The sequence below is a fragment of the Streptosporangium sp. NPDC048886 genome (genome assembly GCF_055586905.1).
On sequence record NZ_JBVJHH010000022.1, the window covers coordinates 144,172 to 157,678 of the forward strand.

Genomic DNA, 13,507 nt, shown 5'->3' on the forward strand with positions numbered 1-13,507 from the left:
CTCCGAATATACGGAATGCCATTCCATTTATGCAAGGAGTTCAGGGATGGATGACGTCGGCGCTCTGCCGCCCGGCGGCGTGCGGGCGGACGCACGGCGCAGCCGGGCGCGCCTGCTGGCCGCCGCGCGCACCGCGTTCACCACCAGCGGGGTCGACGTGTCGTTCAACGAGATCGCCCGCAGCGCGGGAGTCGGCCCGGCCACCCTCTACCGGCACTTCCCACGTCGTGAAGACCTGATCGCCGCCGTGGTCGGCGACAGCCTCGCGGAAGTAACCGGGCTGGCCGGCGACCTGGTCGCCGAGCCCGACCCGGTCGCCGCGCTGCGGCAGTGGATCAGCGCGCTGGTGTCGCACATCCGCCGGATCCGGGGCCTGTCCGAGGAGATCGCACGAGCCGTCGCCGAGCCCGACAGCGCGTTGGGGCGGCACTGCACCGCCGCCGTCGACGCGGCCGACGCGCTGGTGACCAGGGTGACGCAGGCGGGGCGCCTGCGCACGCCCATCACCCGCGACACCCTCATCACACTGGCCACCGCGATCGCCTGGGCCGGCGACCAGGGCGCCTACGGACGGCCGGACATCGATACCGAAAGCCTCATCGATGTGCTGCTGCACGGCATCGTCAACTGAGGAGACTCTGCCCGGCACGCGTCTGCCGGGCATGGGCGACGGCGCAGAGGACACCGTACGGAACACCGACCCAGCGCAGAGCAGACAAGGCACGCCGGCGCGGCCGGTCAGTTCGCGGACCACCGGCACCGACCGGAGCCGCGGCTCCACCCTGGAACACGCGGAGGGTCACGGGGCGGGCCGAGGGCACCGCGGCGCCACGGAGCACTCGCCGGCCTGAGCGTGGACGACGACAAGATCGTGGTCAACGTGATGGCCGGCGTCGGCAACGACGACCTGCGCCAGACACTCGCCACCGACGCCCCCTGGTACGGGCCGTCTCTCTGCCCGCCGTACGCGAACGTCGCTCCGTCACGGCGACGTGCCCGTCGCACCCGGCGGTGAACGCCTTCTTCGAGCATCTGGGCGGGGCGCTCCCGGTCGAAGACGAGGCGGCCTTCAACGTCTTCTCCGCGCTGACGGGGACGCTGACCACCCACTACTCGTACCTCGCCACGCTCACGTCGTGGGCCACCGGCCACGGCATCGACGCCGGTGACGCGGACCGCTACGTGCGCGGCCTCTTCCAGGGCGTCGGCCGCTCCCTTGGCGACGGAACCCGCTCCCTGCGCCGGCGCGCAGCCGACCACGAGACCCCGAACGGGAGCAACGAACGGATCCGCACCACATGGTTCGGCCCGGCCAACTCTGAAGCCCTCAACAAGGCCCTCGATGACCTCCTCACCGATCTGAAGTAGCCCCGGGGAGGGGCTCCGCACCGGAGCCGCCCCGTGAGCCGGCCGCGAACCCACGGGCGTCCATCCCCTTCACCGGTCCGCAAGGCTTGACCGCGGCCGGACGTTGTGGTTGCGGGCGAACAGATTGCCGGGGTCGTACTGACGCTTGACCGCCGCGAGCCGCTCGTAGGTCTGCGTTGGATAGATCGCGGCGACATCCTCCTCGGCGGCGGAGGCGAGGAAGTTGGCGTAGGCGCCGTTGACGTGAGGTGCGAGTCTCCCCCAGATCGCCTCCAGGGAAGGACGCGCGGCCTCGACGAGCGGCTGCGGACCCACGATGGTGGTCACGAACATCAACTCCGCCTGGCGATGCGCGTAGGCGGTGGCATCGTCGGGGACTCGGGACACCGCACCGCCGACGCTGCGAACGGCGATGAACGGCGACCCCCCTGCCGCCCCGGCCTCAGTGAGGATCCGAAGGACCTCGGGCACCGATGCCATGTCGACGAAGGCGCTCCGGGTGACCAGTTGGATGCCCGGCGGCGGGGTGGCACCGTCCACGAGCGTGTCCGCATAGGGTTTCAGCGCGACATCGTCGTCAATCACCGTGCCGAGCCGCCGGATCGGATCGATGGCCCGCGCCGCGAGCTCCGGGTCGTCGCCGTCAAAGGCGACGCGGATCTCGACCGGCGCTTCGGGCCCGCCCGCGAAGGGGTTGGCGAACTCCGCGACGGAGGTGAGCTCTTCGGGGGCGGTGCGGAGGTAGTCCGCCCAACCCTGGAGCACGGTGGCCGCCTCCGACGCCGGGAAGGCGATCCTGCCGTAGAAGACGTCCGTCGTCGGATGTGCCGCGAACTCGAAGGCGGTCACGATCCCGAAGTTGCCGCCGCCACCGCGAATCGCCCAGAACAGCTCGGGGTTCTCCTCCGTGCTTGCCTGCACGACCTCTCCGTCGGCCGTGACCACCTCTGCGGTGACCACGTTGTCCAACGCGAGGCCGTACTTCCTGACCTTCCAGCCGATGCCACCGGCCAATGTCAGCCCACCGACCCCGACGCTCCTGGTGTCGCCCGAGGAGATCGCCAGGCCGTGCGGGGCCAGGGCGGCCGCGACCTGACCCCAGGTGGCGCCGCCGCCGATCCGTACGAGGTGACGTTCCTTGTCGATGACCTCGACGTTCGCGAGCTTGCCGAGGTCGATCACGACGCCGTCGTCGTTGGTGCCGAAGCCCGCGAAGCTGTGGCCGCCGCCCCGTACGGCCGGCGAAAGCCCTGCGCCGGCGGCGAATCTGACAGCCGCCTGGACGTCCTCGACGCTCTTGGGGCGCAGAACACAGGCCGGGCTACCGGAGGCCAGTATCGAGCGACTGGCCGTTGCGTACTCCGCTGTGCCCGGTTCGATGATGTCGCCGCCGAAGTCACGGCGGAGGGTTTCAAGCGCTGAGCTCATGACGTTCCTTCCGAACAAAAGAATCTTCGTTTTCGAACTGGCCGGGCCGGTGGGGTGTGCGGGTCCGGTCCGGGTGAGGTGGGTTCCGGACCGGACCGGGGTCGGGGTGGGGGTTGGTCAGTTGGTCAGTTGGCCATGCCGGCGAATTGACCGGGTTCGTAGGAGCCGCCGGGGTTGCGCACGATCACGTTGAGTCGGTTGTTGGCGTTGATCATGGCGATCAGGGAGACCAAGGCGACGATCTGGTCGTCGTTGTAGTGCTTGCGTACCTGGGCCCAGGTCTCGTCGTGGACGCCGTGGTGGGTGTCGGCGAGCCGGGTGCCTTCCTCGGCCAGTGCCAGTGCGGCCTGCTCGGCCTCGGTGAACACGGTGGACTCGCGCCAGGCGGCGACCAGATGGAGCCGGAGCGCGCTCTCGCCGGCGGCGGTGGCGTCCTTGGTGTGGTAGTCGACGCAGAAACCGCAGCCGTTGATCTGGCTGGCGCGCAGCATCACCAGGTCCTGGGTGGTCTGGGGCAGCGGTGAGTGCTGGATCGCCAGGGCGACGTTGTAGATCTTCTTGGCGATCTTGGCGCCGAGTTCGTTGGCCAGCAGGTTGAAACGGGGTTCCATGATGTGGTCCTCACGTGTGGGGTTGTCCGCCGCGCGGATCGTCCGGGTGGCGTGCTGACGGACATCAGATGCCGGTGACCTGATCGTTGTGACATCCACGGCGGTGTGAGGTGTGTCACCGGCCGTGGGTGTCACACAGCGGGTGAGAGCGGTGTCTTGTGCGTGTGACACAGTTGAGAGCCGACAGGTGGGAGCGGGCGATGAACGGGCGCAGCGAGAGACCGACGGACACAGCCGGGCCGCTCGCCTGGAGCGACCGCACCGACTCCGCTGAAAACTCCGCCACGGACTCCGCGGTGGAGTCCGCTGCGGATTCGGCTGTGGACTCTGTGGTGGACCCGGCCACCGAGGCGTTCGTCGCCCACCGCAACCTGTTGTTCACCGTTGCCTATGAGATGCTCGGCTCGGCCGCCGACGCCGAGGACGTCCTGCAGGACAGCTGGCTGCGGTGGGCGGGCGTCGACCTGAGCACCGTGCGGGACCAGCGCGCCTACCTGGTCCGGATCACCACCCGGCAGGCGTTGGGCCGGCTGCGTACCCTCGGCCGGCGCAAGGAGTCCTACGTCGGCCCCTGGCTGCCCGAGCCACTGCTCACCACGCCCGACGTGGCCGAGGACGTCGAGCTGGCCGACAGCGTCTCGATGGCGATGATGCTGGTGCTGGAGACGCTCACGCCGACCGAGCGGGCGGTGTTCGTGCTGCGCGAGGTGTTCGACCTGGCCTACGACGAGATCGCCGAAGCCGTCGACAAGAGCCCGGCCACGGTCCGCCAGATCGCCCACCGGGCACGGGCACACGTCGCCGCGCGCCGACCACGCGGGGCCGTTTCCCCGGCCCAGACCCGCGACGCGCTCGAGGCGTTCCAACGGGCGATCGAGACGGGCGACCTGCAAAGCCTGCTCGACATGCTCGCCCCGGACGTCGTCCTGCTGGCCGACGGCGGCGGAGTCAAACAGGCCGCGCTGGCGCCCGTCGTGGGGGCCGGCCAGGTGGCCCACGTGCTGGGCAGGATCACTCCCGCGGCGTCGCTACAGCCGGTACAGGTCAACGGCCACCCGGCACTGATCGTCCGGCTCGACGGCGGCATCGACACCGTCATGACGGTACGTATCGACGACGGCCTCATCACCGGGCTCTACGCCCTGCGCAATCCCGAGAAGCTGTCGTATATGGAGCGGGAGACCACGGTGAGCCGCTGAGCCTGGGCCCCTGCCGACGCGTTGACACTCCAGCAGGCCGAACCGCCCACGCCTCGCCCCGGTGACCGGGATGACGACGTGGGCGCCGCCTACGCATGGGGCCTGTTTCAAAGGCGTGGGTTACAGCCGGAGCAGCATGGATGCGACGGTGATCACGGCGGTGTAGGAACCGGCGGTCTTGACGCCCCTATGGATGTCAAGTACAGCAGGGCGCCATGATGATCTTGTAGAGCTCGCGGGCGATGTAGCGTTTGAGGCAGCGGGTGGTCAGGGCGCGGAACTGCTTGAGCCGGTTGAAGCGGCGCTCCGGCAGTCCTGACGGGTCCGACGCCCGCTCGGGAGGTGGGCTTCATGGCCACGGCGAGAACGCTGTCAGTGTCGCGCACACGCGGCCCGGCAGCCGGTAGGAGCAAGTGACGAGGAGGTCGGCATGTCGTGTCTTCCACGGGGACGAGGGTGAGGTCGGCGGCAGATCGCGGAAGGACGGCTCCGCGCCTGACCTGGTGATCGGTGGGCGAACGAACGTGCACTACCTGGCCACGGGCGAGTCCACCGGCGGGCAGTACGGGCTCTACCGACGGGACACGGGAAGGGAGTCCAGCGGCCTGGGCGCGCACTTCCACAGGACGATGTCGGAGTCGTTCTCGTCCTGTCCGGCACGGTCGGGCTCTACGACGGCGAACGCTTGGTGAACGCCGCGCCGGGCGACTTGCTCTCCGTCCCGCCGGGCGGGATCCACGGGTTCAACAATCGGGAGGGGCCCGCCTCGATGCTGGTCCTGTTCGCCCCCGGCGCCCCGCGCGAGGCCTACTTCGAGGAACTGGCGGAGGTCGTGGCGAGCGGACGGCAGCTCACCCGGGAGGAGTGGGCCGACCTCTACCGCCGCTGCGGCCACCATCTCCACCGGAACGCGGCCGTCGACGTACAGGTCGACGGCCGCCGCGGTGGAGACGGCGCCGGGGTCCGAGGCGCCGACACCGCGGCCGCCCCGCTGAAAGGGGCGGCCGCCGGCGGGTCAGCCGGCGGCCCGGACGTTCCGCGCGGCCGCGACCATGTTGGCCAGGGCCGCCTCGGTCTCGGCGTAACCACGGGTCTTCAGGCCGCAGTCGGGGTTGACCCAGAGCCGGTCAGCCGAGACGGCCTTCAGGGCGCGGCGCAGGTTGGCCTCCATCTCCCCCACCGTCGGGACCCGTGGCGAGTGAATGTCGTACACGCCGGGCCCGATCCCGTTGGCGTATCCGGCCTCGCGCAGGTCGGCGACCAGCTCCATGCTCGAACGGGCCGCCTCGACGCTGGTGACGTCGGCGTCGAGGTCGGCGATCGCGGTGATGATCTCACCGAACTCCGAATAGCACATGTGCGTGTGGATCTGGGTGGAGACCGCCGCCCCCGAGGTGGCGAGCCGGAAGGCCGCCACCGCCCAGGCGAGGTATGCCTCCTGGTCAGCCCTGCGCAGCGGCAGGAGCTCCCGCAGCGCGGGCTCGTCCACCTGGATGATGCCGATCCCGGCCGCCTCCAGGTCGGCGATCTCGTCGCGGAGGGCCAGGGCGACCTGGCGTGCGGTCTCCGGCAGCGGCTGGTCGTCGCGGACGAAGGACCAGGCGAGCATCGTCACCGGGCCGGTCAGCATGCCCTTCACCGGCTTGGCCGTCAGGGACTGCGCATAGGCCGTCCACTTCACCGTCATCGGCTCGGGGCGGGAGACGTCGCCGTGCAGGATCGGGGGGCGGACACAGCGTGTCCCGTAGGACTGGACCCAGCCGTGGTCTGTGGCCGCGTAGCCGGACAGCTGTTCGGCGAAGTACTGGACCATGTCGTTGCGCTCGGGCTCGCCGTGCACGAGAACGTCCAGGCCGAGGTCCTCCTGAAGCCGGATCACCTGCCCGATCTCGGCGCGCATCGCCTCGGTGTAGGCGGCGTCGCCGATCCGGCCGGCCTTGTGGTCGGCGCGGGTCCTGCGGATCCGGGCGGTCTGCGGGAACGATCCGATCGTGGTCGTGGCCAGGTCGGGCAGGCCGAGCTCCGCCCGCTGAGCCGCGAAGCGGGTCCTGCGATCGGCCCGCCGGGTGTCGCCGAGAACCTCCAGCCTGGCCCGGACCTCGGCGTCGACACCCGCGGCGGGGACCGGCGCCGCCTGCGGGGCATCGGAGCAGACCTCGGCGTCGAGTGCCACCAGTTCGGCGACCTTCTGACGCGCGAACGCCAGCCGCGCCCGGACCGCCGGCTCCAGAGACGACTCGCTGTCGAGGTCGACGGGCACGTGCAGCAGCGAGCAGGACGTGCTCAGCTGCACCTGTCCGGCCAGCCCGAGCAGCACCGCGTAGGTCGACTTCGCCCGCGTCGGATCCGCCCGCCACACGTTCCTGCCATCGATCACGCCGGCGACGACGGTCTTGTGGGGCAGCCCGCCGACCGAGGCCACCACGTCCAGGGTGTCTGGACGGGAGACGAAGTCCAGCCCGATCGCCTCGACCGCACTGGAGGCCACCACCTTCAACGCCTCGGTCGCGACGGTGCCGAAGTAGGTGGCCAGCAGGATCCTCGGGCGGCTGGCCAGCCCGCCCAGGCGGCCGTAGGCCCGCTCGAGTGCTTCGACCTCCCGCGCGCCGAGATCCCCGGCCAGTACGGGCTCATCCAGCTGCACCCACTGCGCGCCGGCTCCCGCGAGCCGTTCCAGCAGCTCGGCGTAGACCTCCACCAGGGCGTCCAGAAGATCCAGCGGCACGAACCCCTCAGGCGAGCCCGGCGCGGCCTTGGCCAGCAGAAGGTAGGTCAGTGGGCCGACCAGCACCGGCCGGGTCTCGATCCCCAGGGCCCTGGCTTCGAGGTACTCGGCCACGGGCTTCGCTCGCGCGCCGTCGGCGAGCCGGAAACGGGCGTCCAGCGCGAGTTCGGGGACGATGTAGTGGTAGTTGGTGTCGAACCACTTGGTCATCTCCAACGCCGGGATGTCCGCGGCGCCGCGCGCCATCGCGAAGTACCGCTCCAGACCGGACAGCGTCCGGTACCGGTCAGGGACCGCGTCGACCATGACGCTGGTGTCCAGCACGTGGTCGTAGAGGGAGAAGGTGTTCGACGGGATCGTCCCCAGGCCGGCGTCCCGCAGCTCGGTCCACACCGCCCGTCGCAGCGTCGAGGCCGTGGACTGCAGTTCCGCTGCGCCGACCCGGCCGGCCCAGTATTCCTCGGTGACGAATTTGAGCTCTCGGTGCGCGCCGACGCGCGGATACCCGAGGATCGTCGTTGTCATGGCAGCTTCCCTCGCTATTGCCAGGATGCGGCCGGGCAGGAGGAAGAGGCGCACGGCAGGAAGGTCCCGCGGGCGCGTCCCAGGCCCTCCCACGGGGCCGCGGACCACCGTGCACCGGTCGGCGCACGGGCGGAGGCAGGTCTTCGGACTCGCGGGCACCACACCTGGATCAGGCGTGACCTACTGGCCGTCGCTTCCCAGACCACAGGCCCAGTGCGTATGACGGCGGTCGTTCCCACTCACCGCTGCGGGGCAGCCCCGGATTTCCACCGGGTTCCCTCTTACGACGTCCGCACCCGGCCGGGCGCGGACGAACCATCCACAGCGGGATTCTAGCCAGCCGGCGTGGTGACCGGATACCTTCGCCGTGCCCCGGGATGCCACCCGGCGCCCGTACGGCGAAGGGGTCCAAGGCGGTGCGCGGTGCCGTGCAGGCCCGCCCGAGACCGCCCGGGGCGTGGGAGGAGGGCCGGCGGGCCGACCGGGGCCGGCTCGGTGACCCGCCTACGGAGTGAGGTGGCCGGTGGTGCACCCGGCAGGTGGCCGGTGGTGCACCTGGCGGGCGCACCAGAGGGCCATCGTGGATGCGGGACGGCGGAGCGTGGGGTCAGGGTTCGGCGTGCCGGTCGAGGCCGAGCGTGGCGATGAGGTCTTCGTGGAGCTCGAACCAGACACGATGGCAGGAGTCGACGTCGGTGCGGTCGACCCAGGCGCCCTCCCCGGCCTGGGCGCGCGCCAGGGCTGTGGTGAATCGCGTGTCGTATCCGCGGAACCGCGCGAGAACGTCCCCGAGCCGGTCCGCGAGTGGCGGGAGTGCGCGGCCGATGCCGGCGAGCTCGTAGAGGACTCTGGCGTCCCAGGCGGGATCGGAGTGGTCGTTGAGGGCGAGCCGGTCGCCGGCGGTGGGCCGGAGTTGCCAGTCGGTGCAGGCTCGTAGCAGGAGAGCGTTCAGCGGGAGGAACTCGCGGTAGACGTCACGGACCTCGTCGGCACCGCCGACGCGTGCGAGCTCGGCCGCGAGCCGGCGCTCGTTCTCGGCTCGGCCCGATCCTGTCAACGACCAGCCTCCGGTGCCGGCGAAAGCGGTGTGCTCAACCCATCCCCGTGCCTCGGCGTCGCGCAGCACCTCTTCCGTCTCGGCCGCGTCGAGCCCGTAGCGACGAGCGATCACCGGGGTGTCCGCGAAGCCGGTGACACGCACGGCGTGCAGGACCAGGAGGCCGGGCGAGGAGTCCCGCGTCACGAGTCGGCGTCCTGTCGTGCCGCCAGGCGGGTGTAGTGCTGCTGGCACGCCTGCGGGGAGTTGAATCCCATCGCGTGCGCCATCTGCGCCCAGGTCAGTCCTGCGCTCCGGGCCGTGAACAGCAGGGCGGTTTCGAGCCCTTCGACCTCGGCGCGCGCGGCGGGCAGGAGAGCGAGCGCGCTCAGGATGTCCTCCCGGTCCAGGTCGGCGCAGCGCCAGACGGCGAACTGCGCGAGGTCGACCGCCGACGGCGGGACGGGCGGGGGCCGCCACGGACGGGCGTCGAGCGCGTCCGCGCCCAGGCGCAGAAGACGCTCACGCGCGTCCTGCTCACGGTGGGCCTGGGCGTGGTCGGCGTGCATGGCGTGAGCGATGTCCTGCTTGCGTGGCATGCAACTCATGATCCACAATCGACGGAGCGTCGTCAACATTCTGTTGAAAGGTAGGGATGGATGATCGTACCCCTCATGGAGGCCGTCGCCGATACCTGCGGGGGCAAGGCCGGCGCACTCGGCACGCTGCTCCGCGCGGGTCTGCCGGTCCCTGACGGCTTCGTCGTCTCGTTCGCCGCTTACCTCGCGGCTGTCCGTGACCTGGACCCCGGGCGGTTCGCCGGCGAGTCGGACGATCTCGACGCGGCTCGGCAGGTGATCGGGGCCCGTCCGGTCCACGCCACCGTGATCGACGCGCTGGGACGCGCGCTCGACGAGCTCGGCGATCCGCCCGTGGCGGTAAGGTCCTCGGCAGCGAACGAAGACACCGCTCAGACATCGGCGGCCGGTCAGCACGAGAGCTTTCTCGCCGTGCACGGGGTCAGCGAGGTCGCCGATGCCGTACGCGCCTGCTGGGCCTCGCTGTTCTCTCCACGTGCCATCGACTACCGGGGGGCCCACGGCCGCGACGACCAGCCTTCCGACGATCTTGTGATGGCCGTCCTCGTCCAACGCCATCTGGACGCCGAGGTGTCCGGGGTCATGTTCACACCCGCGGACCCGGACGGCACGACCGAGATCGAGGCGTCCTGGGGCCTCGGCCCCAGCGTCGTCGGGGGCATGGTCACCCCTGACGCCTACCGCGTCGCCGAGGACGGGTCGGTCACCCGCACCGTCGCAGACAAACGGACCCGCCTTGACCGGCGCGGCACGCGGCTCGTCATCGGCGACGTGCCCGCCCGTGCCCGGGAGCAACCGGCGATCGACGACGCGACCGCCACGCAACTCGCCGAGCTGGGCAAGGAGATTGCTGCCGCACTCGGTGGAGCGCAGGACATCGAGTGGGCGATCGCCGACGGCCGCACCTGGGTTCTGCAAGCACGGCCGGTCACCGCCGCACCCCCACCGCCGGCAGCGCCTTCCAGCGCCTCGGACACCCCGGCCGCCACACTCACCGGGACACCAGGCAGCCACGGGACCGTGACCGGCACCGCGAGAATCGTCCGCGGTCCCGGCGACTTCGCGCGCGTGCACCCGGGCGACATCCTCGTCTGCCCCTTCACCGACCCCGCCTGGACGCCGCTGCTGCGCATCGCCGCCGGCGTCATCACCGAAACCGGAGGCGTGCTCTCCCACGCCGCGATCGTCGCCCGCGAGCACGCCATCCCCGCCGTCCTCGGCGTCCCGAACGCGACGAGCAGGCTCCACGACGACACCGTCATCACCGTCGACGGCACCACCGGCACCGTCACGGCGACAGACGCGTGACCGATCACTTCCGTCCCTGGCCGGGAGTCGTTGCCCGGACTCGCACGCCGCCGACGCAGCAAGAGCGCCGGCAGCCGCAACGGTACGGACCCGGCCCCGTCCGCCGACGATGATCGCGCCGCCCGGCCACGCACGGCCTCCTCGGTCCCTGTCGGGCCAAGAGCAGATCCCACCCAAGCATCCCGCCGCCGAACCCGCATCTACGGATCGAAAGGAGATGGGGGGCGGGCCCGCACGGACACCGCGCCCCCAACCACCAATGGCAACGCGACACCTCTACCTAGCACGCCACGGCGCGGCCGACGCGTTCGGGGAACTCACCGGTATCGGGCACCGGCAGGCGGGCCTGCTGGGCGACCGGCTCGCCGGCGTACCGGTCGACGCCGTGTGGCACTCTCCGCTACCACGCGCCGTAGCAAGCGCGCACGGACTCGCCCGGCATCTGCCGGACGTGCCCGTGATCGAGGCCGCCGAACTCGTCGACCACGTGCCCTACGTTCCCAGCGCGGCCGAAACGCCTCCGTCCTGGGCCGGCTTCTTCGACGGTTACGACGACGCCGAGGCGGCCTCGGGCCAGAGGCTCGCCGAGGCCCTGGTTGCCCGGTTCGCGAAGGTGCCCGACACGACCACGGAAGGGACCCAGTCCGACACACACGAGGTCCTGGTGACGCACGCCTACCAGATCGCGTGGCTGGTGCGGCACGCCCTGGACGCGCCGCCGTCCCGGTGGCTGGGACTGAACAGCGCCAACACCGCGCTGACGGTCATCGAGTACCGCAACGGCCTGCCGCCCACAGTCGTGATGTTCAACGACATGAGCCACCTCCCGGCCGATCTGCGCTGGACCGGGTTCCCCCAAGGCATGCGGCCGTGAGGTGACTCCTACTGTCCGTACGCGCTCCTCGGCTACGTGACGCCGACCGGGTGCCACATGCTCGGCGTGGAGCGCTGGTCCGCGGGGCGTCCGCGACCCCCTGTGGGGCATAGGCGGCGACCGATCGAAACATTGGCACGAAACCCACGATAATAGGATTTCCGGCCACTGTTTCCAGGGACGCGCCGCCGTCAGACTGCTTTCCATGACCGACGCACCCCGCGGCCGCACGGCCGCCGTCCATATCCTCGCCACCGGCTACACCACCTCCACGGGACCCGGCGTGGCCGCGACCGTGTCCTACGTCACCGAGGGCGACCTCAGGATCGTGGTGGATCCCGGCATGGTCGCGAGCCAGTCAGTGATCACCGACGCGCTCGCCGGCCTCGGCCTCACGACGGACGACATCACCGACGTGGTGCTCAGCCACCACCACCCCGACAACATCCTCAACGTCGGCCTGTTCGGCCAGGCGCGGGTCCACGACCACAAGGCGATCTACCGGGGCCATGAGTGGACGGACCAGGACGCCGAGGGCTATGAGTTCTCCCCGTCGATCAAGCTGATCACCACCCCCGGCCACAGCGCCGAGGACATCACCCTCCTGGCCGGCACCGCCGAGGGCGTCGTGGCCTGCGCGGGCGACCTGTGGTGGCGGGCCGACGGCCCGGCCGACGACCCGGTCACCATCGACCGCCAGATCCTGCGCGCCAGCCGAGAGCGCGTGCTCGCCGTCGCCGACCTCATCGTCCCCGGCCACGGCGCACCCTTCGCCCCGACGGCGGCCACCCCTCGCTGACGCCCGGCAACGCCCGAGGCCAGCGGCTGGACCGAGACCTTCACCGACCTCGCCCCTACGCCGCCGTCGTCGACCGGCTCGCCTTCGGCGGCAACATCATCGAAGCCGGCACCCAGTCCTACTGCCTCGCCGGACAAAGGCTCGACCTGCTGGAACGGGCTTGGCGTACGTTTTCGTTCCGCCGCACTCCGCCCCCGGTTCTGAGGGGACTTTCGCGAGAGGCGACCTGAGCGAATGTCGAAGAGGTGACCACTTCCGACGGCCGTCACCAGCGGCGGTTTCCGAGGAGAGCGACTTCCGGCGTATCGCTGCGCCGGGCCGGCCGTGTGCGGTGCGCTTGGCGGCACAGGCCTGCCGCCACTCCTCCGCCGCCTGGATCATGGTCTGACCGACGTGCTCGGAGAAGTGGCCGATGCCTTGCATCCGGCTACCGGCGGGGGTGGTCGCGCCGAGGGTCTGGGCGCCTTGACAGGCGGAGTCGGCCGGCATCGCGTTCTGGCGGGCGCCGGCCGTCCAGCCGCGGAACCAGGCGTCGGCGTCGATGACATACCGGTCGCGCCGCCGGCGGGGGCCGCGCCCGTGCGCGTCGACCGCGGCTGTGGTCGGTATTGCGTTCGCAGACATCTCATTGCAAGTAGATCGAGATTGAATTTGCATTCACTTTCATTATCATTGCAAGACTTTATGGCGTTGACCTGCATATTTGCGACTTTCGTTGATTTCTAGATTGACGAATGAATGAAAGCAAACTAGCTTTTAGTCATTCGCAAACAAGCGACGTCATCGGAGCCGCCCGAACGAGGGCTGCTCGTCGCCGTGATCGGAGCCCTCATGACTTCCTTCCTCACTGCCTGGCGTGCCTGGCACCGTCCGCTGATGACCTGCGCGCTCCTCATGCTGGGCCTCGTGCTCGTCTCCGGCGTCGGGCTCGCAGTGGACACCCGGACCCTGCTCGATGAGTCGGTGTGGGTCAAACCGCTCAAGTTCGGCTTCGCCTTCGCCCTCTACGCCGCCACCCTGGCATGGCTGCTGACC

General features: G+C 70.4%; 12 protein-coding genes, 1 pseudogene and 1 riboswitch. Of the genes and pseudogenes, 8 read left to right on the forward strand and 5 right to left on the reverse strand.

Annotation, left to right across the window (positions count from 1 at the left end):
• Window positions 1–46 precede the first annotated feature (46 nt).
• From ACZ6R6_RS27025 to ACZ6R6_RS27035, 3 genes are all read left to right on the forward strand, one after another.
• The gene (locus tag ACZ6R6_RS27025; protein WP_470097791.1) at window positions 47–631 is read left to right on the forward strand and encodes a TetR/AcrR family transcriptional regulator; all 585 of its coding nucleotides are present in this window, start codon (window positions 47–49) and stop codon (window positions 629–631) included.
• A 222-nt stretch (window positions 632–853) separates the two neighbouring features.
• On the forward strand, window positions 854–1,015 hold the full coding sequence (locus ACZ6R6_RS27030) for a hypothetical protein (protein WP_470097793.1): 162 nt from the start codon (window positions 854–856) through the stop codon (window positions 1,013–1,015).
• Complete coding sequence (locus tag ACZ6R6_RS27035) at window positions 1,012–1,368, forward strand: hypothetical protein (RefSeq protein WP_470097795.1); 357 nt, start codon at window positions 1,012–1,014, stop codon at window positions 1,366–1,368. Before ACZ6R6_RS27030 ends, ACZ6R6_RS27035 begins: the two co-directional genes overlap by 4 nt.
• A 69-nt stretch (window positions 1,369–1,437) precedes the next feature.
• Here the strand turns inward: ACZ6R6_RS27035 and ACZ6R6_RS27040 are convergent, their stop codons facing one another.
• A complete protein-coding gene (locus ACZ6R6_RS27040) occupies window positions 1,438–2,796 on the reverse strand; it encodes an FAD-binding oxidoreductase (protein WP_470097797.1) in 1,359 nt (452 codons plus the stop codon).
• A gap of 125 nt (window positions 2,797–2,921) precedes the next feature.
• Window positions 2,922–3,407: a carboxymuconolactone decarboxylase family protein gene (locus tag ACZ6R6_RS27045; RefSeq protein ID WP_470097799.1), complete on the reverse strand. Its 486-nt coding sequence runs from the start codon at window positions 3,405–3,407 to the stop codon at window positions 2,922–2,924.
• A 320-nt stretch (window positions 3,408–3,727) separates the two neighbouring features.
• On the opposite strand from ACZ6R6_RS27045, the gene ACZ6R6_RS27050 reads away from it, so the two are divergent.
• Complete coding sequence (locus tag ACZ6R6_RS27050; protein ID WP_470097801.1) at window positions 3,728–4,606, forward strand: RNA polymerase sigma-70 factor; 879 nt, start codon at window positions 3,728–3,730, stop codon at window positions 4,604–4,606.
• A 1,015-nt stretch (window positions 4,607–5,621) separates the two neighbouring features.
• On the opposite strand, the gene metE is transcribed toward ACZ6R6_RS27050, so the two are convergent.
• The 3 genes from metE to ACZ6R6_RS27065 all read right to left on the reverse strand — a co-directional run bounded on the left by metE (window position 5,622) and on the right by ACZ6R6_RS27065 (window position 9,491).
• On the reverse strand, window positions 5,622–7,856 hold the full coding sequence (gene metE, locus ACZ6R6_RS27055) for a 5-methyltetrahydropteroyltriglutamate--homocysteine S-methyltransferase (protein WP_470097803.1): 2,235 nt from the start codon (window positions 7,854–7,856) through the stop codon (window positions 5,622–5,624).
• A gap of 117 nt (window positions 7,857–7,973) precedes the next feature.
• Window positions 7,974–8,191: riboswitch (cobalamin riboswitch) on the reverse strand.
• 272 nt (window positions 8,192–8,463) lie between these two features.
• Window positions 8,464–9,099, reverse strand: coding sequence for a transcriptional regulator (locus tag ACZ6R6_RS27060; protein ID WP_470097805.1), 636 nt, complete (start codon window positions 9,097–9,099; stop codon window positions 8,464–8,466).
• A complete protein-coding gene (locus tag ACZ6R6_RS27065) occupies window positions 9,096–9,491 on the reverse strand; it encodes a DNA-binding protein (RefSeq protein ID WP_470097807.1) in 396 nt (131 codons plus the stop codon). Before ACZ6R6_RS27065 ends, ACZ6R6_RS27060 begins: the two co-directional genes overlap by 4 nt.
• 60 nt (window positions 9,492–9,551) lie before the next feature.
• On the opposite strand from ACZ6R6_RS27065, the gene ACZ6R6_RS27070 reads away from it, so the two are divergent.
• From ACZ6R6_RS27070 to ACZ6R6_RS27085, 4 genes and pseudogenes are all read left to right on the forward strand, one after another.
• Window positions 9,552–10,799, forward strand: coding sequence for a PEP/pyruvate-binding domain-containing protein (locus tag ACZ6R6_RS27070; RefSeq protein WP_470097809.1), 1,248 nt, complete (start codon window positions 9,552–9,554; stop codon window positions 10,797–10,799).
• Between the two features lie 259 nt (window positions 10,800–11,058).
• Window positions 11,059–11,673: a histidine phosphatase family protein gene (locus ACZ6R6_RS27075; protein WP_470097811.1), complete on the forward strand. Its 615-nt coding sequence runs from the start codon at window positions 11,059–11,061 to the stop codon at window positions 11,671–11,673.
• A 205-nt stretch (window positions 11,674–11,878) separates the two neighbouring features.
• Window positions 11,879–12,472, forward strand: coding sequence for an MBL fold metallo-hydrolase (locus ACZ6R6_RS27080; protein ID WP_470097813.1), 594 nt, complete (start codon window positions 11,879–11,881; stop codon window positions 12,470–12,472).
• A gap of 831 nt (window positions 12,473–13,303) precedes the next feature.
• Window positions 13,304–13,507 (forward strand): annotated as a pseudogene (locus ACZ6R6_RS27085) (hypothetical protein); the annotation flags it as partial.